We start from the raw sequence: 25,657 nt of genomic DNA on the forward strand, positions 1-25,657 counted from the left end.
CCCACCCCACAATCAAATCATTCTTTGTGGAACAGGCATCTTGCCTGTTCTTGAGAATGGTGCAATATCTCAGTTGTTACCGAATTAAGCTATACTGTCATTGCGAATACTTTCAGTGCGATCGCAGCAAAGCAAAGCAATCGCGACGCCTTGCCAAATATCCGCGATTCTTTGTTCTATGGAGTCAATTTCAAACCTTTTTTCTCAAATCTCAAATCGACTAACAGATTAAAACTTAGGCAACTTCAGCCAAACTAACTACTAACTTTTAACTATTACTTATGCCCTTAATTCGCGTACCCAAGTCTTGGGAAATTCTCAACCCACAAATTACCCCAGAAACAGCCTTTCTCAACCGCCGCCGCTTCATGACAAATTTAATTGGCGCCGGCGTGACAGCTTCGCTGCTGCCGCTGACAGGTTGTCAAAGCAGTAATAGCTCAAAAACGGCTCTGGACAAAGGCTCAACCCAAGCATACGCGGGATTGAGCCGGAATTCCGCCTTTGCCAAAGTCGATCGAGCGATTACCGACGAAGCCTTAGCTACAAAATACAACAATTTTTACGAATACGGCGGCACCAAATCTATTTGGCAAGCTGCTCAAGCTTTGCCAACAGAAAACTGGAAAGTAGAAGTAGGGGGTTTAGTAAAAAATCCCCGCACTTATGATATTGACGACCTCTACAAAAAATTTCCTATCGAAGAACGAGTTTATCGATTTCGCTGTGTAGAAGCGTGGGCGATGGTAGTTCCTTGGGTCGGATTTCCCATGAAATTACTGATGGCTGATGTCGAACCGCAATCGAAAGCTAAATTCGTTCGCTTCACCTCATTTTACGACCCCAAAATAACTCCCGGCCCCGGTTTGATGTCCCAATTCTATCCTTGGCCTTACACCGAAGGTATGCGAATTGAAGAAATGGCCAACGATTTAGCATTTTTTGCCACAGGCTTGTACGGCCGAAGGCTACCAAAACAAAATGGTGCGCCGCTGCGGCAAGTGATTCCTTGGAAATACGGTTTTAAGGGCGCAAAGTCGATCGTCAAAATTGAATTTGTCGAAAAACAGCCCGCCACTTTTTGGAATACAATCGGCCCCAACGAATACGCTTTTGAAGCAAATGTCGAACCAGATAAGCCACACCCCAGATGGTCGCAGGCCAGCGAACGGATAGTCGGCCCCGGTAACAGTTGGTCGTGGGAAACTCGCCCAACTTTGCCTTATAACGGTTACGGCGAATATGTAGCTAGTTTGTACAGTTAATTAACTACGCGAGATGTAATTTGAGGAACAGGCTTTTCGGCTTGTTCCTCAAATTATTAATTTCTCTCTTTTCTCTTTCTCTGCGCCCTCTGCGTTCTCTGCGGTTAATTAAAAAAAATCTTTTTTCTTCGCTTCCGGAAAATGAAATACAGGACACGGGAGTGCCGTGTCCGTACCCGATACCTGCACTATGTTTGTAAATTTTACCTTAAATTTGCAGTCTATCGACTACAATAAAAATTGATGAAGCTACCAAGGAATTGTTAAATGGTAACAACAACATCAACTCCCGTCGAGCAGCAAACTACCCCAGAAAACCGAGTTGTTTTAAAAGGTGTCAGTTGGTCAACTTTTAAAGCATTGCTGGCAGATGTTGGGGACGATAGAGCTTGGAGAATTGCTTACGATGGAGGAGTATTAGAAATCAGGATGCCACTGGAAGAACACGAAGAACCCAAACGACTGATAGAAAGCTTTGTGGAAGCCATTGTAGATGAGCTGGAAATTGAACTTAGGAGTCTGGGTTCGCTGACTCTTGAACGAGAAGATTTAACTTGTGCTGTCGAACCTGATTCCTGTTTCTACATTCAAAATGAATCTTTAGTTAGAGGCAGAAATATCAATTTGCCAAATGACCCGCCGCCGGATTTAGCAATAGAGTCAGATTACACAAATTATTCTGTGAATAAGTTTACAATTTATGCTGCTATTGGCGTGCCCGAACTGTGGAGGTATCGCCGGGAATCTCTGCAAGTTTATCAACTTGTAGAAGGGAAATATGAAATGTGCGATCGCAGTTTAGCTTTTCCCTTTTTACCTGTTGCAGAAATTCCCGGTTTCATCGAACAAAGCAGAACAGTCGGCCAGCGTGCGGCGGTGCGTTTGTTTCGGAAAAGAATTAGAGAGATTTTGCCGAGTCAAAGTTAGCCTCAAGTTATATAATACAGCATATTGCACGTCTATTTTGTAAAATTTACCTATGGTTGAAATAAATCCTTTCCCTGAAAAAATTTTAGACCAAGCCAGAGAACAAGCAGCCTCCACCACCCAGAAAGAAAAAGACATCAAAGCGCAGGCTGAGGAAGTAGAACGCCTTTGCAAGCTCTGGGACAACCTTAACAGGTTCCTCCACAAACAGTGGCCGCTGCACTGCCTGGATTTATTGGATAAGCATAAGCACCTTATAGAGAAGATGAGGGTTGATCAGTCCTCGGAAGTTTCCCTAATGGATGATATTTATCGGGTAGCCAAAGAGCGGGCTGAAGAGCTTAAGCCACATCGGTTTCCAGCCTATTTAGAAAAAGCTTGTCAGGCGACTAGCTTACAGTTAGATCAAGACAGTCGTCATCCCCGCTACAAGTTTGAGAAAGGATTCTTTCAGCTTGATATAGATGACCATAAAAAAATAGCAAGCTTGTCTAACTATGAATCATCAAAGATGGTTGAATTCCCTGCTGACATAGGAGCTATAGTTGAGGTTGTACAACGAGAACACAAGAGGATTTTTGAGCGAACTTTTGATGGCAAAAAGTTTATTAAAAAGCTCCTATCCCAATATTTGGCAATACTAAAGAAAGATAAACTATCAGATGGCTCAACCATTCCTATTCGCAATATCACGCAACGTCTGGGAAAGAACGAAAGTGGATTTCGTACAGATGAATTCCTCATCGACCTTTCACGGCTGGTTGAGCAAGGGCCAATAGAGATTGATGGCTGCCGTCTGGAATTACAACAGACGAAAGAAACTAATCAAGGAATGCTTCTTCACATAGAGCAAAAACGCTATATCGGTTTCATGTTCTTTAAAAAGGTGTAATTATGGCTCAGCGCATTGCTACTCAGGTTGTTGAGTCACTTCGCAAAGGTACTCCACCCCAGCGTGGTGTTGATTTATATTCCGTAGGAAATGAAAAATTAATCGCAGGGATTAAAAAATTTCATTTAAGCGGTATAGAAGAAAAGGGAATCATCCGTTTTATCAGCGGTTCGTGGGGAGCCGGAAAAACCCATTTCTTTAGGTTGCTTCGGGAAGTCGCATTTCAAAATAACTGCCTAGTCTCTAATGTACAGTTGGATAAAGCAGCAGCTTTAAATAAGTTTGAGAGCGTTTTTTATTCTATTTTGCGGAATATTTCAACGAGATCTTACTTAACTGAAAACGAAGCAGCACCCTTTGGGCAAGTTTTAAAAGAATCTTTAGCTTATTTATCTACAGGCAATTGTAAAGTTAGTAACGAAGTTTCCTACGAGGATTACGTTAAAGCTAGAGAAGCTCTGATTCTCGATAGGAGCATTGATATTGATTTTAAAAAGATGATTCAAAAATACTGGGAAACTTTTCTGCCTGAATCCCCCGATCTAGCTCTTCAAGAACAAAATAGAGCTGAAATTCTCCAATGGTTCAGTGGAGAAGGTAGCGTAGCCATGTACCGGAAGCGATTTGAAGTTAACAAAATTGTTAATAAAGACAATGCGAAACTAATGCTACAATCCCTTGCTGGATTTGTGAGACTTTCCGGCTACAAAGGATTACTCATCCTGTTTGATGAGGCTGAACAGGCTTACTCTATTATGCGTAAATCCTCTCTACGAGATGCTCACAACAATTTGTTATCTCTGATCAATAATATTGAAGCCCTGAAGGGTCTGTTTCTCATCTATGCAACCACACCTGACTTTTTCACAGACCCCAAACACGGAATCATAACCTATGGAGCTTTAGAAGGACGAATCGGCAAGCCAGAGCAACAACGTCAACCGAGAGCATTAGATACTATCTGGAATTTTGATCAGGTAGTAACAGAGCTATCAGACTATCAGAGCGCGGCTAAGAAAATCCTGAGTATTTATGCAACTGCTTATCCAGAAGCGACACGAGAATTACCTTCTGAAGTAAAAGTTGAATTTTTTGTAAAAGAACTTTATGAAATTCATCCTGCCCTCAGTGGTGTTCGCTTTTGGCGCGTCCTAGTAACAGCTTTGATTACACATTTTGATGACCATCTTGAAGGAGAAACCAGGTCAGCGGAAACTATATACGACGACGTAATGGATCATCTTAGGGAGGAATAATCGGTGAATGTAGAAGTGCAGCGAGTCATTGAATCTCTTCGTCTTGGAATTCCCCCTGATGGTCAAGTACGCTACTTCACAGTAGGTAGACTGTCAGAGATTACGGAGCTGACCGCTAGGCTTCAACAAGGAAAAACGGATGCGCTATTGCTAAAAGCTAACTACGGTTCTGGCAAAAGTCACTTGTTGCGATTTATCCGTGAAACCGCTTTAAAAGCAAATTTTGCTGTTAGTTCCGTAACCCTGGATGCTAAATCTGCTGTCCGTTTCAATCGCATGGATCAGATGTTGGGTGCAGTCTGGCGTGGTTTAGAAATTCCAAACAACTCTGAAGATAGAGGTGTCCGCCCTTTCTTCGACTGGGTTTGCGAACAAGCACGTGAGAGTAAAGGAACAGCAGGTAAGCAATGGCAAAAAATAACGAATAACGGCCAATGGGATTTTTCTCAATCCCTTGAATCTCCAGCTATTTTTATTGCCTTGCGCGGTTGGATGAGCGGAAGAGTTAATAAAGATTTAGTAGAGGATTTGCTGTTTCAAAAAAGTAATTATAAGACACAGGATCTTTATCAGGAGTTGATACATAAAAGCCGGATGTGCTACCGAAAAGAACTAGAATTAACTAGAACAATTAAGTGGCAAAACTATACAACAAAGGCACTTTTGTTTGACTTTAAATCTCAAGGTTACGCTCAGTCTTGGGCTGCAATTAGAGATATTCATACCCTGGCCTGTGCTTCGGGAATGAGGGGGATCATCATACTTTTCGATGAATTTGAGGATGTTTTATCTAATATTACAAATATAGCCCATCAAGAAATGGCATTTCAAAATCTCTTCCAGTTTTTTGCAGGTCAGCAATTTCAGGGCCTGAGTTTTTTTGCTGTGACACCAGAATTTGTCAGCAAGTGCAGGAATCGTCTGATTAGTAAGGGTCGGTGGGATTATGACTATGCTCAATTGGATGCGCTTTCTACCTTTGAAATGAGTCCCCTAGAGCTCAGTCAGCTACAAGAGTTAACCATAAAAATTAAGGACTTTCATGGAATTGCTTATGGATGGGATACTAATTCATCGGCTATTGAACTAGGTCTGACGGCAATTGTCAAAAAAACTGGCATTATTGCAGTTCAAGACCGTACTCGTCAAACGATTAAGGAAGTTGTGAAGTTTTTAGACCGACAGCTTGAGGAAATAGAATGAGTAGCATTGAATTGTTGGAGCGCCGTGTTTCTTCAGCATTTTATGGAAGTTTTACAGCTTTGCGTCCGGTACAAGAAGCTGCTATTGAACCGCTAGTAAAGGGTCAAAATATTGTCCTATCTTCTGGTACAGGTTCTGGGAAAACTGAGGCTGTTTTGGCTCCCTTGCTAAGTCGTTATTGGCGAAAAGCTGTCACAACTGAAGCCTTGACTCTGATTTATATTGCGCCTACTAAGGCACTGGTTAATGATTTAGAAAAGCGGCTGTATCCGCCATTGGCTCAATTGGGACTTCGTGTTGGCATACGTCATGGCGATCGCGATGATTTAGTATCTGGGCAAACACCCCATGTTCTAGTAACAACGCCAGAATCGCTGGAAGTGCTACTTTTCCGCAAAGATGCAACTTTACAAACAGTTTGCGCTGTAGTTATTGACGAGGTGCATCTTCTCTACAACACGCAGAGAGGATTGCAACTATCTATCCTATTTCAAAGACTCCAAAAAAGCTTAGGACAAGAGTTGCAATGGGCTGCCTTATCTGCAACAGTGGGGAGACTTTCAGACGTGCGTGATTTCTTGTTTGGATCAGCAGCTAGTGCTGAATTCCTTCAATTTCCTGCTCATCGTTCTATTGATGCCCATGTCCGGCATATTGCTGATGAAGCCAGCTTTCTGAAGCTCATTCGCAAGTTGACAGAAGGGAGGCAGACTAAACTATTGATTTTTACTAATTCTCGCCGAGAATGTGAACGGTTAGCAGGAATTTTGCAGCATGAAAAAAGCTTAAATCCCCTCATTTTTACTCATTACTCATCTCTCTCGCCAGAAGTTAGAGCGGAAACTGAGCAAAAATTTACTGCTGCAATAACTGCGATCTGTATTGCTACCAGTACATTAGAACTTGGTATTGACATCGGTGATATTGATGCTGTAATTCTTTGGGGATTACCCAGCGGGGTTGAATCATTCCTACAGCGAATTGGTCGCAGTAATCGACGCGCCAATAAAACAAATGTTATCTGCCTAGTACCGGATAATTCTGATAATGTAATCTTTGACTCGTTGCGTTTTATTGCTCTTGTCGATGCAGCAAAAAAAGGTGAGTTACCTATTCGCTCTCCCTATGAATTATTTGGAGCGATTGGGCAACAGTGTCTCAGCGTCATTGCATCGGAGGGTGGTCGCTTCACTCGAATTGCAGAATTGTGCAAGCTATTCGATCACCAAGACTATCTAGATCGCTCATCTATCGAAACAATACTTGGTGAATTAGCTAATAATAGTTATCTTCAGCGTCATGGTTTCAAAAATCAATATGGTGCTGATGCAAACCTGCACAAACTTGTCGATTATCGAATGATATACGGTAACTTTGGCCGGAGTTCCCAAACCATAGAATTACGTTACACATCTAAAGTTTTAGGTGAAGTTCCTGCTGAGAACTTACTCAGAGTTAGACCAGGAATTCTGGTACGTTTTGCCGGCAAAATTTGGCGGGTACGCAAGGCTTCGATGGCAGGTATCCTTGTTGAACCATCATCTGAAAAAGGTAGTGCCATTGATTTTACCTATGGGGGTAGAGGAATTAGCACAGATGCTTTTGTTTGCGATCGTGTCTGGCAAATCATCCACAAGGAGGAATTGCCGAGTGAGGTTTTAACCCGGAGCCTACACGAAAGTTTAGAAAAAGCAAGAGATAACCTGCGGAGGATTTGTCGGATTGACCAAATTCCCTATATTCGTTCATCTAAAGGTATCCGCTATTTTACATTTGGAGGCTACTTGGTAAATAAGGCTGTAGCTCTGATTAATAAGCAACTAGATTACAAAGCTGATGATGTTTCGCTGCTGGTAATATCACCCATTAACTGGGCATCAATTCCCACAGAAGCACAAGCCTACGAATCAGTTTTTCATCGGCTGTTAGAGACATCTTCTGAACGCTCTATTTACCAAACATTGCTACCTGCTGAGCTTCAATTGCGCGAATTCCTGCAAGATTGGTTAAGAAATGAGACATTCTGCAGAGTATTGGTGAGATTGGCTCATTCTGATCCGGTGCTCGCCTCTCCTCAAATAGAAGTTTTATTTCCTGCTACTTATCGCTGAAAGGTTCAATATGATCTCACAGCTTTCTTAGATCATGGTCGTCCTTACTACGAACTTATTAACATGATTATTTGCGAGCCCCAAAATCTTCGTTGACAAATTCTTGCACTTTCTGCCAAACTCGCTCCAATAAATCTGGCGTGCTAACATCAAACCATTCAATTTCAGGATAAGCTCGAAACCAGGTGCGCTGTCTTTTCGCAAATTGCCGCGTGTGCAAAATTGTTAATTCTTTGGCGTCTTCTAGCTTAATGTCGCCCGCCAAATATTGTTTCATTTCCTGATAACCCAGCGTGTTCAACAGTGGCAAGTCGCAGCCGTATTTTTTACACAAATATTCTACTTCAGCCATCCAACCGCGTTCTAGCATTTGTTCGGTGCGCTGTTTGATACGATCGACCAAAACATCGATCGCGCAATCCAACCCAATTTGTAAAATAGGATAATTGGGAGGATTTTCGCCCTGCTGTTCGGAAATAGGGCGACCGGTGACATAAAATACTTCCAGTGCTCTTAAAGTTCTTACTGGGTCATTCAGGTGAATTTTCTCGGCGGCAGAGCGATCGACCTGCTGCAACATCGCGTAACATTGAGATTGTCCGAGTTCCGCAAGTTGCGATCGCAATTCGGGCATCGGTGCTACCCTCGGAATTTTTAAACCCTTGACAATCGATTTAATATATAACCCCGTCCCTCCAACCAACAACAGGGGGGGAGAAACAGGAAAATCGACAGCAGCAATTAATTTTTGAGCTTGCTGCTGGTACTCTGCTAGTGTCATTGTTTCTGTCGGATCGCAGATGTCAATTAAGTGATGCGGTACAGAAGTGCGATCGACCGCCGTCGGTTTTGCGGTTCCGATGTCAAATTCGCGGTACACTTGACGGGAGTCCGCACTCAGAATCGAGGATTGCAGTCGCGAAGCTAAAGCCACAGCCACTCCCGACTTCCCCGTCGCCGTCGCCCCACAAATCGTAATTAATCTAAACATAAGCCGCCGCACATTTAAAAATCATCTTTCATTTCCCCATAAAAACCGTCAAATCCCCTTCTCCTCTCTCCCTCCGCTGATTGACGGCGCTACACCTGGCAAATCCCGAAGCCATCTCAAAACTACTCCCCTCCCTACCCCCGATAAATTTCCCTTCAGAAAGCCCTAGCATCGCCTTTAACGGTTTTATGCTATAATTTTAGAAGTTTTCCCATTTTAGAAGCTTTTGGGGCTTTAGACCTCATTATTGGAGCTATTTTTGTATGACCAGCAGCTACAGCGCCGACCAGATTCAAGTTCTCGAAGGTCTCGAAGCAGTCCGTAAACGGCCGGGGATGTACATCGGTACCACCGGCCCGCGAGGACTCCACCATCTAGTTTACGAGGTTGTGGACAATTCCATTGATGAGGCGCTGGCTGGCCACTGCACTCACATCGAGATTGACATCAACGCCGACGGTTCCGTCACCGTGACAGACGACGGCCGGGGTATTCCGACCGGCATCGTTGCCAAGACTGGCAAATCGGGAATAGAAACAGTAATGACTGTACTCCACGCCGGCGGTAAATTTGGCGGTGGTGGCTACAAGGTTTCTGGAGGATTGCACGGTGTAGGTATTTCTGTTGTTAACGCCCTGTCCGAGTGGGTAGAAGTGACAGTTTGGCGCGACCAAAAAGAACATTTACAGCGCTACGAAAGAGGCAATCCAGTTACTGAACTTAATGCCAAGCCCAACAAAGGCAATCGCACCGGCACTTCAGTTTCTTTCTTGCCAGATACTCAAATATTTAGCACTGGTATTGAATTTGATTACACTATACTCGCTGGGCGCTTGCGAGAATTGGGTTATTTGAATGCTGGCGTTAGAATTACATTTAGCGACCACCGTTTGGAACTGCTCAAAAGTAGCGAACCTCGCATCGAAACTTACTGTTATGAGGGCGGAATCAAGGAATACATCGCCTACATGAACCGTGAAAAGCAGCCTCTGCACGAAGAAGTGATTTACGTGCAAGGCGAACGCAATAACGTGCAGATAGAAGTGGCTTTGCAGTGGTGCGTTGATGCTTTTAGCGACAATGTTCTCGGTTTTGCTAACAACATTCGGACGATCGACGGAGGGACGCACTTAGAAGGTTTGAAGGCTGTTTTGACGCGGACGATGAATTCGATCGCCCGCAAGCGCAACAAAATCAAAGAGAACGAACCCAACCTAGCCGGCGAAAACGTGCGCGAAGGTTTGACAGCCGTGATTTCGGTCAAAGTCCCAGACCCAGAATTTGAAGGTCAAACTAAAACGAAGCTAGGAAATACAGAAGTTCGGGGAATTGTCGATTCCTTGGTAGGCGAAGTATTAACAGAATATTTGGAGTTTCGCCCCCAGGTAGCTGACGCTATTTTGGAAAAAGCAATTCAGGCATTTAAGGCCGCTGAAGCAGCCCGCCGCGCCCGCGATTTAGTGCGCCGAAAATCCGTCTTAGAATCGTCTCCTTTGCCTGGAAAATTAGCGGACTGTAGCTCCAGAGACCCCGCCCTGTCTGAGATATACCTGGTTGAAGGGGATTCTGCGGGCGGATCTGCCAAACAAGGGCGCGATCGCCAATTCCAAGCAATCCTGCCTTTGCGCGGTAAAATTCTCAACATTGAGAAAACCGACGACGCCAAAATCTACAAAAATAACGAAATTCAATCGTTAATTACAGCCCTGGGTTTGGGCATCAAAGGCGAAGAATTCGATCCGGGTCAATTGCGGTATCACCACATCGTAATTATGACTGACGCTGACGTAGATGGTGCTCACATCCGCACGCTGTTGCTGACTTTTTTCTACCGCTATCAGCGCGCACTTGTAGAACAAGGTTACATCTATATTGCTTGTCCTCCTCTCTATAAAGTGGAACGGGGACGCAATCATTACTACTGTTACAGCGAACGCGAAAGGAATGCTCTCATCCGCAATGAATTTCCGGCGAATGCTAACTATACCGTCCAGCGGTTCAAAGGTTTAGGTGAAATGATGCCGACACAGTTGTGGGATACGACGATGAACCCAGCAACTCGGACGCTGAAACGGGTGGAGATTGAGGATGCTGCTGAAGCCGATCGCATCTTTACGATCTTAATGGGCGATCGTGTCGCCCCCCGCCGCGAATTCATCGAAACCTACGGCCCCAAACTCAATATGCTCGACTTGGACATCTAAGTTAGTTGACAGTTGACAGTTGACAGTTGACAGTTGGCAGTTGGCAGTTGGCAGTTGGCAGTTGACAGTTGACAGTTGGCAGTTGGCAGTTGACATTTGACAGTTGTTTGCTGGTAAAGATGAGTCATTAGTCATTAGTTAGTGGCTGATGACTGATGACTACCGCCAACTGACTACCGCCAACTGACTACTGCAACTTTTGTTATAAAAATTAATACAATCTCTCATCAAATCGATCTAAGGTAAACACTTAGGTAATTTTTAGATTTTTGGCGCATCCATCAACTACCACAAAAATAGAAGGTTGGACAATATAGCGTCAACGACCCAGGTCTAAAGAGATTGGGCTTCTAGCCTAAGACTTAAACCACAGTTGACCAGACTCAGTACCTTGGTACTACGTTAACGGTAAGAGTTAAAGACCTACCAGGGAATGCGAAGCTAGTTCCTTGCTCTAGAAATTTAGGATTAAACAGACTTATTGGGTTAAATCATTGTCCTAGATATAGTACCGGCCGTTAACTTTGTCGAAGCTAACATTACCCCGAAAGGGAGGCTCGAAAGAGCAAACATTATGTAATCGCGGGTTGCAAAATTTGAGAGGGTAATTTCGATGCACGCTCGCGTAGCCGAAGTGTCCCATCGAAAGTACATTAGATTCATTACACCGAATCTAGCAATCCTCGTGTAATGCAAAGATTCACGGCGGTTGAAACCGCCGAGCCGTTTCCCTCTCAGGTCTAAAGACGCTGAGTTTCCCACTTACCGAATTTTTTTATGAGCATCAATTTAGCGACCAAATTGCGTGAGGGAACCAAAAAGTCCCACACAATGGCAGAAAACGTCGGTTTTGTCAAGTGTTTTTTAAAAGGCGTTGTAGAAAAAACTTCTTACCGGAAGTTAGTAGGAAACCTCTACTTTGTCTACTCGGCAATCGAAGAGGAAATGGAACGCCAAAAGCAGCATCCGGTTGTTTCAAAAATTTACTTTTCTGAGTTGAATCGCAAACAAAGCTTAGAGCAAGATTTGTTCTACTACTACGGTGCGAATTGGCGCGAACAAGTAGCTCCGTCAGCCGCAGCTAAAGCTTATGTGCAGCGGATTCACGAGATTTCGGCGACCGCACCAGAACTGTTAGTAGCTCACTCTTACACTCGCTACTTGGGCGATTTATCCGGCGGACAAATCCTGAAGGGAATTGCCCAGCGCGGGATGAATCTTTCCGAGGGAGAAGGCACTGCTTTCTATGAATTCCAGGATATTCCTGATGAAAAAGAATTCAAGGCTAACTACCGTCAGGCAATGAATGAACTGCCGATTGACGAAGCAACAGCAGAGCGAATTGTTGACGAAGCTAATGCAGCTTTTGGTATGAACATGAAGATGTTCATGGAGTTAGAAGGTAATTTGATTAAAGCTGTCGGTCAGATGCTTTTCAATACCCTGACACGGAAGCGCGGTGGCGCCAGTACCGAATTGGCTACTGCTGATTGAGTTAAAGCTCAGTCGGGATAATTTGAACCTCGTTTAAGAGGAAAACCTTAAATCCTGGGGGTTTGATGGCTGCTTTTACAGTCACCAAAGCTCCGGGATTTTGCATGGTATTTGAATTGCGGGCGATCGACTTTTTATAGAAGAAGGAAGAAGGAAGAAGGAAGAAGGAAGAAGGAAGAGGGAAGAGGGAAGAGGGAAGAAGGAAGAGGGAAGAAGTAAGAAGGAAGAGGGAAGAAGTAAGAAGGAAGAGGGAAGAAGTAAGAAGGAAGAGGGAAAAATGAATTAAGAACGTCCTAACCGTCTTGACGGTTCCCACAACTCACAAGTAAGCTGGTGTGCATTTAATTTTCATAATCCTGTTTATTGAAACTCTTGTGGGGTGGGCATCCTGCCCGCCCAAAAAATTAAATTTAAATGCAGAACAACTATCACCGACCCACGCCGCGATTAGGAGGCTCCTCGTCCCGGACAGGCAAAGAAGTTGGCCTTACTTGTCGCTCCAAATACTTGCTCAAAGCGTAAGCAATATCCCCACGAGTCATGGGCTTCAAAGGATTAATCTTATTAGTTACGATATCAACATTAACAAACCCTTCATAAAGTGCAGTAGCGATAGACTTTCTAGCCCAATTAGGAATTTCGCCTGCATCGGGATACTTAGCTAAAATCTCGGAAATGCTGGGATCTGGAAACTGAAAAACCCCGTAAGCTTGAGCAAAAATCGCCAAAGCTTCAGCGCGAGTCACCCTTTGATTGGGAAAAAACATTCCGTCGCGATATCCACTCATCGTTCCCGTTTTCAAAGCAGTTTGAATCGCACTGTAAGCCCAGTAACTCTTCGGTACGTCCGGCAATTCCCGATCGGGTTTCTGAGCGGTTTTCCGCCGTTCCAAACCAAAAGTTTTCACTAAAATCATCGCCAAATCTGCCCGACTGACAAGGCCCTCAGCATTAAAATTGCCACTAGCATCTTTATTCATCAACCCTGCACTCACAACCCGGTCGATCGGGTCAATTATGTCTTGAGATTGAACCGCCATAGGCACTCCTTGCAGTAGGGCGATCGCCAAAAAAATACTCACTAACTTTTTCACGATTTTAATCCTTTCTGTCGCTAAAACCATCATGAAAACAGCAGTAATATTTTTTATGGTTCCATCGGTATTATTCTGTGGTTTCGGCGGTGCGCGAGATTTGGGGATTATGTATTAAAATCAAAGATTTGCTTCCGGCAAAGCGCCCTGCATTTTACCCAGCCAATCAATCAAATTATCCAATTGCTTTTGGGCCGTCAAAACCGCCATACCCCGAATAGTAACCTTCCCCTTGCTGTAGACAAAACGAGAGCGCAAATGTTCCGGCAAATTAGCCTTGAGCAAATTCCAAGCAGGCTCTTCCATCGATGTTTCCAAAACTATGTTCTGCTTATTCTCCGGTTTAATGCGAGAAAAACCGATTTTTTTAGCGATTTGTTTGAGTTCGACCACACGGATAAGTTGCTGGGCTGGCAGAGGAATTGGCCCATAACGATCGCACCAATCAGCCTGAATCTGCTGTAACTCTTCTGAGGTATTAGCAGAAGCCACAGACCGGTAAGCGCTCATCTTTTGATCCAAATCTGCGATGTAGTCAGCAGGAATAAACGCCGTCAAAGTGAGGTCGATTTGCGCGTCCTCCACTTTCGGAATTTCCTGACCCTTAATTTCCCGAATAGCCTCCTCTAACATTTCAGCATACAAATCAAAACCGATCGCCTCCATTTGACCAGACTGTTCATTACCCAAAACATCACCCGAACCGCGAATTTCCATATCTCGGACGGCCAACTGATAGCCCGAACCCAACTGGGCAAACTCTTGAATTGCCCGCAGCCGCTGCCTTGCAGCATCAGACAGTTGGTTCTGCTTCGGATAAAACAGCCAAGCATGAGCTTGAATCCCCGCGCGTCCCACCCGTCCCCGCAACTGGTAAAGCTGACCCAAACCAAAGCGCTGCGCGTCTTCAATTAAAATAGTATTGACTCGCGGAATATCCAAACCCGACTCAATAATTGTCGTGCACACCAAAATATCGAAATCTGCCGCACTGAAAGTCAGCATGACCGATTCTAATTCCGAAGCATCCATTTGACCGTGGGCGATCGCAATTCTGGCAGACGGAACCATCTCCTGCAACTGAGCGGCCAACTCATCAATCCCCTCAATCCGCGGCACTACGTAAAAAACCTGACCGCCCCTGTCCAATTCTTGACGAATTGCCGATCGCACCACTTCCGGGTTATAGGGAGCCAAATGCGTCTGAATCGGGCGCCGGCTGGGAGGCGGAGTCGAAATCAAACTCATCTCGCGAATCCCCGACAGCGACATATACAAAGTCCGGGGAATCGGCGTTGCTGTCAAAGTCAGAACATCTACCTCTGTTTTGAGAGCTTTAATCGCTTCCTTTTGCTTAACTCCAAACCGCTGTTCTTCATCCACCACCAACAAGCCCAAATCCCGAAATTTAATCGCTTTGCTCAAAACAGATTGAGTACCAACAATCACGTCTAATTCCCCAGTCGCCAAACGCTTGTGAATCTCCCGGCGCTCGGTTTCAGTGCGAAAGCGATTGAGCAAACCAACTTCGATCGGATAAGGGGAAAAACGCTCAGAGAGCGTGTGATAGTGCTGTTGGGTCAAAATTGTCGTCGGCGCGAGCAAAGCCACCTGCTTGCCCGCTGTAATTGCCTTAAAAATAGCTCTGAGAGCAACTTCTGTCTTACCAAAACCGACATCGCCACAGACTAAGCGATCCATTGGTCGATCGCCCTCCATGTCGCGTTTCACATCCTGAGTTGCCTTCAACTGATCCGGCGTTGGCTGGTAAGGAAAAGAATCCTCTAATTCTTGCTGCCAAGGCATATCAGGAGGAAAAGCGTAACCTGTTTGTTTAGCTCTTTTAGCATAAAGATTCAGCAAATCCACTGCCAATTTTTTAACAGCTTTGCGAACCTTTGTTTTAGTTTTTTCCCAAGTTTGGCCTGTCAGCTTGTTGAGATCCGGTACTTGATCGCCGACAGTCCGAAACCTCGACAACGCGCCCAATTGATCTGCCGCCACCCTGAGAGTACCGTCAGCGTATTGCAGCACTAAATATTCGCGAGTTTCCCGATCGATCGTCAAACGTTCCAACTTGATAAATTTACCCACTCCGTGCTGGCGGTGAACCACATAATCACCAGGGCTTAATTTATTCGGGTCTACTTGCTTAGAAGCAGCGCGGCGGCGCTTGCGGACGTAGCTAAAAGTAGCAAGAGAATGCTGACCGTAAAATTCCCGATCGGTAATTAAAACAATCCGAAAAGTCGGCAGAATAAACCCTTCCAATTCTGCCAGCCCGCTGTACTTCAAAGCAACCGGAACGTGCTGCAGTTGCAGCTTGTCGATCGCCAAAAAATCGCGCGGATTCACCACAAACTGGGCAGGACAGTCGTGTTCCGACAGCAGAGAAACCGATCGGCTGGGTTGAGCAGAAACCAGAAAAATGGTAAAACCCCGATCGCGCTCTTCCCTGAGCATTTGAGACAGCTTCGCAAATTGGTGAGGCATCACCGGCACAGGCCGAGAAGCCAAATTAATCGCAGGCGCTAGCTGGTCACTCTCCGCAGAGCTTTGAAATTTTTTAGCAGTAGAATCTTCTGCCAATTCTGAAAGTTCTAGCCTGTCGAAAGCTGCGACATCTGCCATAGATTCAGCAAAAGTGCGGTGAATTTTCGGAACTTTCAAATTAGCAATTGCCAATTTTTCTGTTCCCGCCTCAGCAACTTCCGATTCTCGATTGCAATTATTCCACTGTTCCTGTGCATTCTCAAACCAGCGGTCGCTGTGAGCTTCGCACCCTTGGGGTTCGTCAATAACAACTAAAGTATTTTCTGTCAAATAATCCAACAAAGATGCAGGTTGCTCGAACGCTAAACCCAACAGCCTGCGGACAAATTTTTCCCCTTCATTTTCCGCTTCAGTTTCGGGGTCGAAAGAGCCTAGGTGGTTGATTGCGTCAAGCTTTTTTTCAGATAAAACTGCTTTAATAATTGTGTTAAAATTAGTAGGAGTTAAAACTAATCGCTCGACCTTATCGAGCGATCGCTGCGAAGACGGATCGAACTCCCGAATTTGCTCCAAATCATCCCCAAACCACTCCAGCCGCACCGGCAACTCAGCCGCCACCGGAAACACATCGACAATATCACCGCGACGGCTCCACTGACCCTCCATTTCCACCAGAGCCACCCGATCGTACCCCATCGACACGAGTTGGCGGTCAAGTATCTTCGAGTCTTGAACCGCACCTCGCTTCAGCGTCAGACAGTAGGGTTCAAAATCACTTCGAGGTGGCAAATGAGGCTGCAGGGCTCTTTCTGTGGCGACAATGGCGATCGGCTTGGACTGATTGGCGGTTTTTTCTTGCTTGTCCACCAAATCCGCCAGCACCTGCATTTGTCCCCAGGTCATTTCGTTCTCGTCGGAGTAAGATAGCTCGTAGGGCGAAGCCTCCGAAGTTGGGTAAAAATGTACGGTTTGCCAGCCCATTGCCTCTAGAGAGGCCACCCAGCGGCCTGCTTCTTCCAGAGTTGCTGTCACTACCAGTAAACTCCGTCCTTCTTGCTGTGCGAGGGCGGAAGCTACTAAACCTTTGGGCAAGCGGGCTATGCCTGCGAGTTGCAAGCAGTGATGCCGTTTGAGCTTGTTGAGGAGTTCTGTTGCTAGGGGCGATCGCCCCAAAGTACGAATTATCGAAGAGAAAGTCATGAGCTGTTAATTTTAATCCCCGATCGGCCTTGGGAGGTCTTTCCCTCTGGCTAGTAAGGAAGATTGTACGACAAACATCTATCATTGTGGCGATCGGATGTTGGCAGTGCCACTCAACTACAGGTAGATTTCTGCTAGAGGCCTTCTATAAATATCTCGAACTTGCGATCGCAGCAAGCCAGTTCCGTTAATCTAGGGACAGGTCGATCGCCAAATCGAGATTGTCGGTCGAGATTGACAGATCCCCAGATTATAGATTCAATTGAGTCTAAAATCTAGAATCTCAAATCTCAAATCGACTAACCGGGAAACGCGCTTCGTCTTTACCATCGATAATTTGAGAAATGTCCCCAAGTACCGATATTCTGATTGTTCTCCTGCTGGTTTTCCTCAATGGCGTGTTTGTGATGTCAGAGATGGCCATCATCTCAGTACGGAAGGTGAGACTGCAACAGATGGCAAACCAGGGTTCGATCAATGCCCGTGTAGCTTTGGATCTGGCTAATGCCCCGAATCAGTTCTTGCCCACTGTTCAAATCGGGATTACGCTACTGGCTATCCTGTCCGGCGCTTTCGGAGAAACGACGATTGCTAAAAGGGTAGAGCCTCTGTTGCGCTTGATTCCGGCCTTGGAACCCTACTCTAAGCCGATCGCCTCAGTCGTCGCAATTTTAATCATAACTTACCTCACCATAATTATCGGCGAACTCGTGCCGAAGCGGCTGGCCCTCAACAACCCCGAACCGATCGCCTCTAGTGTCGCTATTCCCATGCGAATGCTCTCAAAAATTGGCGCGCCAGCAGTGTATGTTTTAAGTTATTCCACTGACTTAATCTTGCGGATTATGGGGATTGTGCCTTCAACAGAACCGCAAGTTACAGAAGAAGAAATCAAAGTTTTAATCGAGCAAGGAACCGAGGCGGGAACCTTTGAAGAAGCCGAACAAGACATGGTAGAAAGAGTCTTTCGTTTGGGCGATCGGCGAGTCAGCGCCTTAATGACTCCGCGACCAGACCTTACCTGGCTCGACCTCGACGACTCAGTAGAAGAAAACCGCCAAAAAATGCTCGGCAGCGGTCATTCTCGGTTTCCAGTTTGTCAGGGCGGACTCGATAACGTTGTCGGTTTAGTACACGTTACCGATATGTTATCTCGCAATTTAACAGGTCAACCCCTCGATTTAAGTGCTTCTTTGCGGAGGCCTTTATTTGTGCCGGAAAGCACGCGCGGTTTGAAAGTATTAGAGCTTTTTAAGCAATCTAGCAATCAAATTGCCTTAGTGGTTGACGAATATGGAGTCATTCAAGGATTGGTGACAGTTAACGACATTTTAGTCGAACTCGTTGGCGACTTTCCTTCAATAGAAGATGCCGACGAGCCGCAAGCCGTGCAGCGCGAAGACGGTTCTTGGTTGTTAGACGGAATGTTGCCGGTCGATGATTTCTTTGAACTGTTTGGAATTGATGAAATATCGTCAGAAAATAGGGGAAGTTACCACACAATGGGCGGTTTTGTGATTACAAATTTGGGCAAGATTCCGACAGCAGCCGAGCATTTTGAGTGGAACGGTTTGCGAGTCGAAGTCGTGGATATGGACGGCAACCGTGTTGATAAGATATTGGTAATGCCGATCGACTCTGTGGGCGATCGAGCTAAAATCGAAGCAAAAAGCTAAAAACCGCCCAAAAGATCAGACGGCGGTTGAAACCGCGTCTACACAAAGGAAGTCCGCCTCTGCGGACTGAAGAAAAAAACGTAATTTTCACGGCTCTGTCTTCAACCCGCGGAGGTGTTCGGCGAGCGAAGTCGAGTCGCGGGTTTTGTCTGTATAGACGCGGTTTCAACCGCCCGGTCTTCTATATCTCATTATTTTTTATTACTCCTAGCCCGATCCTTCCGCAAAGCTTCCAGAATAGAACGGCCCACATAATCACTAAAAACCACCTCTCCAGTTTGATTGTAATGACAGCAGCTATCTACATAAACAGCCTCTTTAGTCCGATCAAATACATTTACAGCATTCAATATATTAATATTATTTTTTTGTAAATTCGGAAACTTTTTTAAAAGAGCCGGATATCCAATTTGTACAGATTTAGCATAAGGAGTCTCCTTGTTAAAAGCAATCTGCTTTTCAGCTTTACCAAACACCCTTTTCGTCTGATAATATTGATTAGGCTGAAGAACATGAAAATAAGGCACATTACTAGCTGACAGCACTTTGTGCATAAAGATTGAACTTTTTGCCCAATTCCAGGCCATTTTGTCAAAAGCTACTGAATCCGGTAAAACCGACTTATTAGTATTTATATAAATAACGTTGCTACTGTCATCTTTTTGTTGTTTAGTCCGTTCTTTTTCAAACTTAATGACATCTCTTTTATAGTTATTTACTAGATTTTGAACGTAAACAGAAGTCAAAGCATCGCACGCAGCTAAAGAGCAGTTTTGCAAACTTGACAAACCCTGATTAATCCTAGTTTTATTTTCTTGAATTCTGAGAGTTGCTTCCATAGCCTTAGTAGAAAGGCTATTATTCGCGAAGTTAGCGAGCGGCAAAATATGCTGAATGCTTGGCATCGCTAAATCGACTTGATTTTTATTGTTTAAATTAGAAAGTGCTACTTCATTAAAACCATCTATATTGACAACCATATCTAATTCTTGACCTAAAGCCAAAAAGTAGTTTAAAATTAATAATTGCTGCGGCTGTTTGTAGCCTCCCGTCGCAAAAGACAAAATTACAAATTCTTTATCTTTTAAACCGGGCAACTGTTTGAGGTATTTAGGTAAAATTTGATTCTGAACTTGAAATATTGCATAATCGGAAGCCACAGAACCGCCAAAAACTCCGATAAAAAACTGATTATTTTTAGTTTTTTTGAGAGGGTAATCGTAAGGAGAAATAAACCCATAATTATTGACTTTAAAACCAGGTCTAAAATCGGGGCTGGGTTTTTGAATAAACCCAAAAAAAGGATGAAATCTTTCAACAACAGACTTGTTCAGCCGTACTCCTTCTAAATTAATTCCTAAATCCGACTTATTTTGCACCTTTTCTCTAGTATAGAAAAATTGCTTGTGCTTGACAAAATACCATCCCAAGGAGCCGAGTTCGAGGAAAACAAGTAAAAGCACTAAGTTAACTAGAGCGAGCTTGAAAACTTCTTGCCCTGTTTTGAAAAACTTTAAATCTTTCATAAATATCTATTTCGACTTTCTTACTACTTTAATAATCGAACTGGAAACATAGTTTGCCAATACTTCCTCTCCCACTGAATTATAGTGGCAGCACGCATCTTTGTAAACCGTCTCTTTTGTATTGTCCAAAATATTCACGGCGTTAAAAATATTGACCCCAGCTTTTTGCAAATCATCGACTTTGGACAACAATACGGGATAACCTTTTTTCACTCCTTCAATGTAAGGACTCTTCTGGTCGATCGCAATTTCGTTTTCCTTGGCGGTAAAGGCTCGCTTAGTGGGATAATACTGGTTGGGCTGGATCAAGTGAAAATACTTAATCTGTCTACTTGATAAAATTTGATTCATCCCAATCGACGATTCGTACCACATCGATGCCATTTTGTCAAAAGCAGCGGCATCCTGCAAAACAAAGTCAGCTTTGGGAATGTATACTATACCGCTATTTGCCGTGTCTGGGTTGGATTGTTTGACTTGCGCGTCGTACTTGACAACGGCTTGCTGGTAATTGTTGAGTAATTGTTTCACCTGTAGCGAGGTGACAGCGTGACACAAAGCAAGTTGACAAGTTTGCAATTTGTCAATACCTGCTTTCAATTGTTTTTTGTTTTCGTTAATTTGCACGATCGAACTCATCGCTTCCGGCGACAAGTTGTTGTTGGCTAAACTCGTCAGCGGCTGTATGTGCTGAACGCTGGGCATACCTATTTCTAGCTGGGCTTTGTTGTTTAAATTTGACAGTGCTACTTCGTTAAAACCGTCAATATTAATGACTAAATCTAACTCTTGACCCAAAGTCAGAAAGTAATTTAAAATTAGTAATTGTTGGGGCTGTTTGTAGCCGCCGTTACCGAAATTTAAAACAATAATTTCCTGGTTGGCAAATTCTGGATAAGTCTTCAATTTGTTAGACAATCTACGATGTACGTATTCATTTACTGCAAAGTTATTCGCAACTGAACCGCCAAAAATTCCGATAATAAATTGATTTTTATTAGTTTTAATAAACGGATATTCGTAGAGGGAATAAAAGCCTTCTTTGTTGACTTTTAATTTTAAGTTTTCATTAGGAAAAGCACCTTGTTTGAGCACGTATCCAAAAAACGGGTGCAGTCTTTCTACGATAGATTCATCTAGTCTAATTCCAATCCTTTCAATATCTTCTACTGCTTTTTCTTTGCCTTTCGTTCTGGTATAAAAAAACTGTTTTTGATTGATAAAATAAAAAGCTAGCGACAAGGCTTCCAGACAAATAAAGGCGATCGCCAAATTAACCGCAATTATAATTAATATATTTTTGCTTTTTTTGAATACCGTTGAATCTTTCATGAAATTTGACGGCTTAGGGTTGTTTTTTGGGTACTTGAGACTGCTTCAAATTTTCGCACAAATTTCGGTTAATCAGGATACTAGCCAGTCGGTGTCCGAGTTCATTCCAGTGACCCCCACAGGGTACAGAATTCTCAAAACCGTGGGCGCAGACTTGATATTTTTCAGTGTAACCTTGGATCTGTTCGGATAAATTTAGTACCCGAAAACCCTCGCGCGCGCCCAATTTTTCCAGCCGCCTATCGGGATAAAACAAATCCTGAATGTTGTTCTTTTTCATAAAATTTTTTCGCCGCTGGGCCTCCGGTCTAACTTGCATCGGATCGCCGATTGTCACAACCAAGAAATCAGCATTTTTCTGCACAACTTCATTCCGCATCGTCACAATCAAACCCTCTGTCACTCTCCAAGCTTCTTGCCAAGCTGCATCTTGAGGTTCCTTGAGGTTCAGGGTACTTAAAGTGGTAAAGTGTCCCGATAACTCCCGCTTTTTCCGCTCTAAGTCTACTTTTTTAATGACCTGCAAAATGCGCGAATTGTTGACGATCAAACTGGGCATTAGGTCTACGAAGGAAACTGCTCTTTCGTTGCGATCGATCGGCGCCAGATTGCGAAAAGACATATCCGGTACTAACTTGCCGCTAGCATCATAAGCAAAAAATGGTCGGTAGCGATCGTATTCTAGTTTCGGCGAATTATTAATCACATCATTGCCCACAAAAAAGGCAAGAATTACAATATCAGGACTGTAATCCCACACTTTTTTTCGCAGCATTATCAATTCTTGAGCAGTACCGTAGCCCTGCACCCCGAAATTCATGACCTCAACATTTTTGCGTCCCTTAACAGCTTCGCAGTTGCCTAACTTTCGTTCCAATTTCGACCAGAAAGTTTGTTCGACAGGTACGTGAATTGCTTCGGTGAAAGAATCGCCCAAAACTGCGATTCTGAGAGTGTTGGGAGGTTTGGCTTTTGTGTGTTCGCGATCGCGCAAACCCTCACTATTCACCTGCACAAAACTCTCACCTTCGCCGTTCCACTCCCCCGACACACCGGGTTTGAGCTTCCAGCCCAAATCGGGATCGGCAGTGTGGAAACCTGTGGGTGCAGAGTCTGCGACATCAGGAATTTTTGGGTAGCCCTCAACTCTAGCAACTCGCAATCCAACTTCACTAATTACCACCCCCATCAATAAACTGCCGAGTATCAAACCTAAGTTGATACCCAAATTTTTCAACTTGCTCATTCTTTCAAAACAGGGTGTAAATAAACGGAGCAATCACAGAACCCTGACTCAATACAATCAAAGCTCCCAAAAATACTAAAGTTACAATTAAGGGTATCAGCCAATACTTTTGGCGTTCTTGCATAAACGCCCACAAATCTTTGATAAAGTCTAAAGTTGCTTCAAACACTTAGAAAGGACGCTCCATACTAACTTTTGTTCTTGTTTTGCTTGGGATGCGGTAGGTATCCATTTTGGGATTGAGTTTGCGCCGCATTGCATCTTCGCCAAACAGGCCTTTGATAACTCCCATCGGCCAAACTATCAGGTAAAAAACTATCCCAAGGACGATCGGCGTTTCGATCTTGTTGAGGGTAAGTCCAAACCACATCCATGCGTGATAAACGGGATTCAGCGATTTCGGCGCAACTAATGCTAGCACAACTAGGACTGCGCCGATTGCCCAAGGCCACCAAGGTATAGAACCGCGTCGCAGTAAAGGTACTGCTAAACCGAACAGCACTGCAATTAAGCCGCCAATTAGCAGCCCGAAATCGCGCAAGCCTTTTTTATCGAGTTTTTTTATTTCGTCGCTCATTGTGAAGGAAGTTCGGCAGCGGATTGTGTAACGGATGTAACGGATGTAACGGATGAAAAAAGAAGGTAGGTAGTTTTTAGGGGGTTTTAGGCGGAATTTTTTCTCTTATAAAAAAACTCGAAAACCCGCTCTTTTTGCTAATCTAGTTCAAATTCATTTTTCCAAGCATCATCTTGTTTCCAAGGAATTTGTTCTGATTTAGGAATCAAGTAATTCTCTAAAACCAGATAGTCCATTTCGGTTCGCATGAAACAGCGGTAAGCATCTTCGGGAGTACAAACAATGGGTTCGCCTCGGACGTTGAAGGAAGTATTTACCAGAATCGAACAGCCCGATCGCTCTTCAAAATGACTGATTAAGTCATAGTACCGAGGATTGGTTTCTTTGTGAACTGTTTGGATGCGAGCCGAGTAATCGACGTGGGTGACAGACGGAATTTCTGATCGCGGAATGTTGAGCTTTTCAATGCCAAACAACTGCTCTTGTTCGGGAGTCATCGGAATACGGAGACTGGACTTGACAGGTGCTACCAATAGCATATAAGGGCTAGAATGGTCAATCTCGAAATAATCCGCAACTCGTTCGGCTAAAATTGACGGTGCAAAAGGTCGAAATGATTCCCGATATTTAATTTTTAGGTTCATCACAGACTGCATTTTAGCATTGCGTGGATCGCCAATAATCGATCGCCCGCCCAGAGCCCGCGGCCCAAATTCCATCCGCCCTTGGAACCATCCGACGACATTTCCCTGTGCCAAAATTTCCGCCAACTGCGGCATCAATTCGGCATCGTCCAATCGGTGATAGCTAGCTTTGACAGCATCCAAATATTCGAGAATTTCTGCGTCTGTAAACCTTGGCCCCAAATAGGAACCGCGCATTTTGTCGTGACAAGTTAAATGAGCCACCGACTTCGCCACTGTTGCGACAGCTTGGCTTGTAGTAAGGACTTCAGTCCTCTCCTCCCCGCTCGGAGTAAGGACTTCACTCCTCTCTTGTTTGAGATTATTTGCGACAGGTAACTCGTCGCCCACAGTGCGAGTTTGTTCGCAATACTGATACCAAATCGCCAAAGCCGCGCCCAAAGCACCGCCAGCATCTCCCGCTGCCGGTTGAATCCAAATATCTTTGAAAATATTTTCCCGCAAAAGTCTGCCGTTAGCAACGCAGTTGAGAGCAACGCCGCCCGCGAGACAAAGATAATCGACATCCAATTCTTTTTTAACTGTTCTGCAAAGCCGCAAAACAACTTCTTCAGTAACAACTTGAATGGAAGCTGCAATGTCCATTTCCCGCTGAGTCAGTTGTCCTTCACCTTGACGCGGCGGCCCTTCAAACAGTTCGTCAAACTTCTTATTTGTCATGGTTAAGCCAACTGTGTAGTTGAAATAATCCATGTTTAAACGGAAAGTTCCGTCATCTTTGAGATCCATCAAATGGGTGAGAATTTTGTCTACATACTTGGGTTCGCCGTAGGGCGCTAAACCCATGAGTTTGTATTCACCAGAGTTGACTTTGAAGCCTGTGTAGTAGGTGAAAGCTGAATAAAGCAAACCTAGGGAGTGGGGAAAATCGATTTCCCACTGAGGTGTTAGTTGGTTGCCGTCTCCCAGCCAAACGGAGGTTGTGGCCCACTCGCCTACGCCGTCGAGGCACAAAACGGCGGCTTTTTGGAATGGGCTGGGGAAAAATGCTGAGGCTGCGTGGGATTGGTGGTGCTCGGTAAATAGCAGAGGTGGCAGTTTATTGGTTTTGCAGTTGGCTATTTCTGCGAGATCTCTTTTGAGCATGGTTTTGAGGTAAAGCTTTTCTTTCAGCCATATGGGCATGGCGGCTAGGAAAGAGCGAAAACCTTGGGGTGCGTAGGCTAAGTAGGTTTCGAGAAGGCGCTCGAATTTGACTAATGGTTTGTCGTAAAAGACTATGCGATCGACTTCCCGTAATTCTATGTTCGCTTCTTTTAGGCAATAGGCGATCGCATTCTTGGGAAATCTGGCGTCGTGCTTTTTGCGGGAAAATCTTTCTTCCTGCGCTGCGGCGATAATTTCTCCATCGCAAATTAAGGCTGCGGCGCTGTCATGGTAGTACGCCGAGATTCCAAGTATGTTCATCGCTCTCCTTACAAATCGCTATGCGCTCGTATCTGAGTATTTAGAATAGCTAATGATTA

General features: G+C 44.5%; 18 protein-coding genes. 9 read left to right on the forward strand and 9 right to left on the reverse strand.

Annotation, left to right across the window (positions count from 1 at the left end; genetic code table 11):
• Positions 1-281 precede the first annotated feature (281 nt).
• From msrP to QUA58_RS16625, 6 genes are all read left to right on the forward strand, one after another.
• Positions 282-1,265: a protein-methionine-sulfoxide reductase catalytic subunit MsrP gene (msrP, locus tag QUA58_RS16600; protein ID WP_333252516.1), complete on the forward strand. Its 984-nt coding sequence runs from the start codon at positions 282-284 to the stop codon at positions 1,263-1,265.
• Positions 1,266-1,532: 267 nt separating this feature from the next.
• Positions 1,533-2,192, forward strand: coding sequence for a Uma2 family endonuclease (locus QUA58_RS16605; protein ID WP_333394917.1), 660 nt, complete (start codon positions 1,533-1,535; stop codon positions 2,190-2,192).
• 52 nt (positions 2,193-2,244) lie between these two features.
• Complete coding sequence (locus tag QUA58_RS16610) at positions 2,245-3,084, forward strand: hypothetical protein (RefSeq protein ID WP_333394919.1); 840 nt, start codon at positions 2,245-2,247, stop codon at positions 3,082-3,084.
• 2 nt (positions 3,085-3,086) lie between these two features.
• Positions 3,087-4,340 (forward strand): BREX system ATP-binding domain-containing protein, encoded by a 1,254-nt coding sequence (locus QUA58_RS16615; RefSeq protein WP_006634664.1) that lies wholly within the window; start codon positions 3,087-3,089, stop codon positions 4,338-4,340.
• Between the two features lie 3 nt (positions 4,341-4,343).
• On the forward strand, positions 4,344-5,543 hold the full coding sequence (locus QUA58_RS16620) for a BREX system ATP-binding domain-containing protein (RefSeq protein ID WP_333394922.1): 1,200 nt from the start codon (positions 4,344-4,346) through the stop codon (positions 5,541-5,543).
• A complete protein-coding gene (locus tag QUA58_RS16625) occupies positions 5,540-7,654 on the forward strand; it encodes a DEAD/DEAH box helicase (RefSeq protein WP_333394924.1) in 2,115 nt (704 codons plus the stop codon). Before QUA58_RS16620 ends, QUA58_RS16625 begins: the two co-directional genes overlap by 4 nt.
• 67 nt (positions 7,655-7,721) lie before the next feature.
• Here QUA58_RS16625 and miaA read toward each other — a convergent pair whose 3' ends face one another.
• Positions 7,722-8,645, reverse strand: a complete 924-nt coding sequence (miaA, locus tag QUA58_RS16630; protein ID WP_333394926.1) for a tRNA (adenosine(37)-N6)-dimethylallyltransferase MiaA — start codon at positions 8,643-8,645, stop codon at positions 7,722-7,724.
• 263 nt (positions 8,646-8,908) lie between these two features.
• On the opposite strand from miaA, the gene gyrB reads away from it, so the two are divergent.
• Complete coding sequence (gene gyrB, locus QUA58_RS16635; protein ID WP_333394928.1) at positions 8,909-10,849, forward strand: DNA topoisomerase (ATP-hydrolyzing) subunit B; 1,941 nt, start codon at positions 8,909-8,911, stop codon at positions 10,847-10,849.
• Positions 10,850-11,626: 777 nt separating this feature from the next.
• A complete protein-coding gene (locus QUA58_RS16640; protein ID WP_333059514.1) occupies positions 11,627-12,343 on the forward strand; it encodes a heme oxygenase (biliverdin-producing) in 717 nt (238 codons plus the stop codon).
• A 428-nt stretch (positions 12,344-12,771) separates the two neighbouring features.
• Here the strand turns inward: QUA58_RS16640 and QUA58_RS16645 are convergent, their stop codons facing one another.
• Positions 12,772-13,425, reverse strand: coding sequence for an S-layer homology domain-containing protein (locus QUA58_RS16645; protein WP_333394930.1), 654 nt, complete (start codon positions 13,423-13,425; stop codon positions 12,772-12,774).
• 132 nt (positions 13,426-13,557) lie between these two features.
• Entirely contained in the window at positions 13,558-17,130 is a 3,573-nt protein-coding gene (mfd, locus tag QUA58_RS16650; protein ID WP_333394932.1) for a transcription-repair coupling factor, read from the reverse strand.
• A gap of 344 nt (positions 17,131-17,474) precedes the next feature.
• Between mfd and QUA58_RS16655 the strand changes: the two genes are divergently transcribed.
• Positions 17,475-18,806: a hemolysin family protein gene (locus tag QUA58_RS16655; RefSeq protein WP_333252525.1), complete on the forward strand. Its 1,332-nt coding sequence runs from the start codon at positions 17,475-17,477 to the stop codon at positions 18,804-18,806.
• A 191-nt stretch (positions 18,807-18,997) separates the two neighbouring features.
• Here the strand turns inward: QUA58_RS16655 and QUA58_RS16660 are convergent, their stop codons facing one another.
• From QUA58_RS16660 to QUA58_RS16685, 6 genes are all read right to left on the reverse strand, one after another.
• Positions 18,998-20,332, reverse strand: a complete 1,335-nt coding sequence (locus tag QUA58_RS16660; RefSeq protein ID WP_333394934.1) for a hypothetical protein — start codon at positions 20,330-20,332, stop codon at positions 18,998-19,000.
• Between the two features lie 6 nt (positions 20,333-20,338).
• Complete coding sequence (locus QUA58_RS16665) at positions 20,339-21,664, reverse strand: hypothetical protein (RefSeq protein WP_333394936.1); 1,326 nt, start codon at positions 21,662-21,664, stop codon at positions 20,339-20,341.
• 13 nt (positions 21,665-21,677) lie between these two features.
• On the reverse strand, positions 21,678-22,910 hold the full coding sequence (locus QUA58_RS16670; RefSeq protein ID WP_333394938.1) for an SGNH/GDSL hydrolase family protein: 1,233 nt from the start codon (positions 22,908-22,910) through the stop codon (positions 21,678-21,680).
• A 4-nt stretch (positions 22,911-22,914) separates the two neighbouring features.
• The gene (locus QUA58_RS16675) at positions 22,915-23,079 is read right to left on the reverse strand and encodes a DUF5989 family protein (protein ID WP_333252530.1); all 165 of its coding nucleotides are present in this window, start codon (positions 23,077-23,079) and stop codon (positions 22,915-22,917) included.
• The gene (locus QUA58_RS16680; protein WP_333252531.1) at positions 23,080-23,487 is read right to left on the reverse strand and encodes an SxtJ family membrane protein; all 408 of its coding nucleotides are present in this window, start codon (positions 23,485-23,487) and stop codon (positions 23,080-23,082) included.
• 137 nt (positions 23,488-23,624) lie between these two features.
• Positions 23,625-25,598 (reverse strand): carbamoyltransferase, encoded by a 1,974-nt coding sequence (locus tag QUA58_RS16685; RefSeq protein ID WP_333252532.1) that lies wholly within the window; start codon positions 25,596-25,598, stop codon positions 23,625-23,627.
• Positions 25,599-25,657 lie beyond the last annotated feature (59 nt).

This window comes from Microcoleus sp. N9_A1 (genome assembly GCF_036701795.1).
In the GTDB taxonomy this organism is placed as follows: domain Bacteria; phylum Cyanobacteriota; class Cyanobacteriia; order Cyanobacteriales; family Microcoleaceae; genus Microcoleus.

Coding starts and splice junctions, on each gene's coding strand:
- msrP (WP_333252516.1), top strand. CDS start 282: ATGCCCTTAATTCGCGTACCCAAGTCTTGGGAAATTCTCAACCCACAA.
- QUA58_RS16605 (WP_333394917.1), top strand. CDS start 1,533: ATGGTAACAACAACATCAACTCCCGTCGAGCAGCAAACTACCCCAGAA.
- QUA58_RS16610 (WP_333394919.1), top strand. CDS start 2,245: ATGGTTGAAATAAATCCTTTCCCTGAAAAAATTTTAGACCAAGCCAGA.
- QUA58_RS16615 (WP_006634664.1), top strand. CDS start 3,087: ATGGCTCAGCGCATTGCTACTCAGGTTGTTGAGTCACTTCGCAAAGGT.
- QUA58_RS16625 (WP_333394924.1), top strand. CDS start 5,540: ATGAGTAGCATTGAATTGTTGGAGCGCCGTGTTTCTTCAGCATTTTAT.
- miaA (WP_333394926.1), bottom strand. CDS start 8,645: ATGTTTAGATTAATTACGATTTGTGGGGCGACGGCGACGGGGAAGTCG.
- gyrB (WP_333394928.1), top strand. CDS start 8,909: ATGACCAGCAGCTACAGCGCCGACCAGATTCAAGTTCTCGAAGGTCTC.
- QUA58_RS16640 (WP_333059514.1), top strand. CDS start 11,627: ATGAGCATCAATTTAGCGACCAAATTGCGTGAGGGAACCAAAAAGTCC.
- mfd (WP_333394932.1), bottom strand. CDS start 17,130: ATGACTTTCTCTTCGATAATTCGTACTTTGGGGCGATCGCCCCTAGCA.
- QUA58_RS16655 (WP_333252525.1), top strand. CDS start 17,475: ATGTCCCCAAGTACCGATATTCTGATTGTTCTCCTGCTGGTTTTCCTC.
- QUA58_RS16660 (WP_333394934.1), bottom strand. CDS start 20,332: ATGAAAGATTTAAAGTTTTTCAAAACAGGGCAAGAAGTTTTCAAGCTC.
- QUA58_RS16665 (WP_333394936.1), bottom strand. CDS start 21,664: ATGAAAGATTCAACGGTATTCAAAAAAAGCAAAAATATATTAATTATA.
- QUA58_RS16670 (WP_333394938.1), bottom strand. CDS start 22,910: ATGAGCAAGTTGAAAAATTTGGGTATCAACTTAGGTTTGATACTCGGC.
- QUA58_RS16680 (WP_333252531.1), bottom strand. CDS start 23,487: ATGAGCGACGAAATAAAAAAACTCGATAAAAAAGGCTTGCGCGATTTC.
- QUA58_RS16685 (WP_333252532.1), bottom strand. CDS start 25,598: ATGAACATACTTGGAATCTCGGCGTACTACCATGACAGCGCCGCAGCC.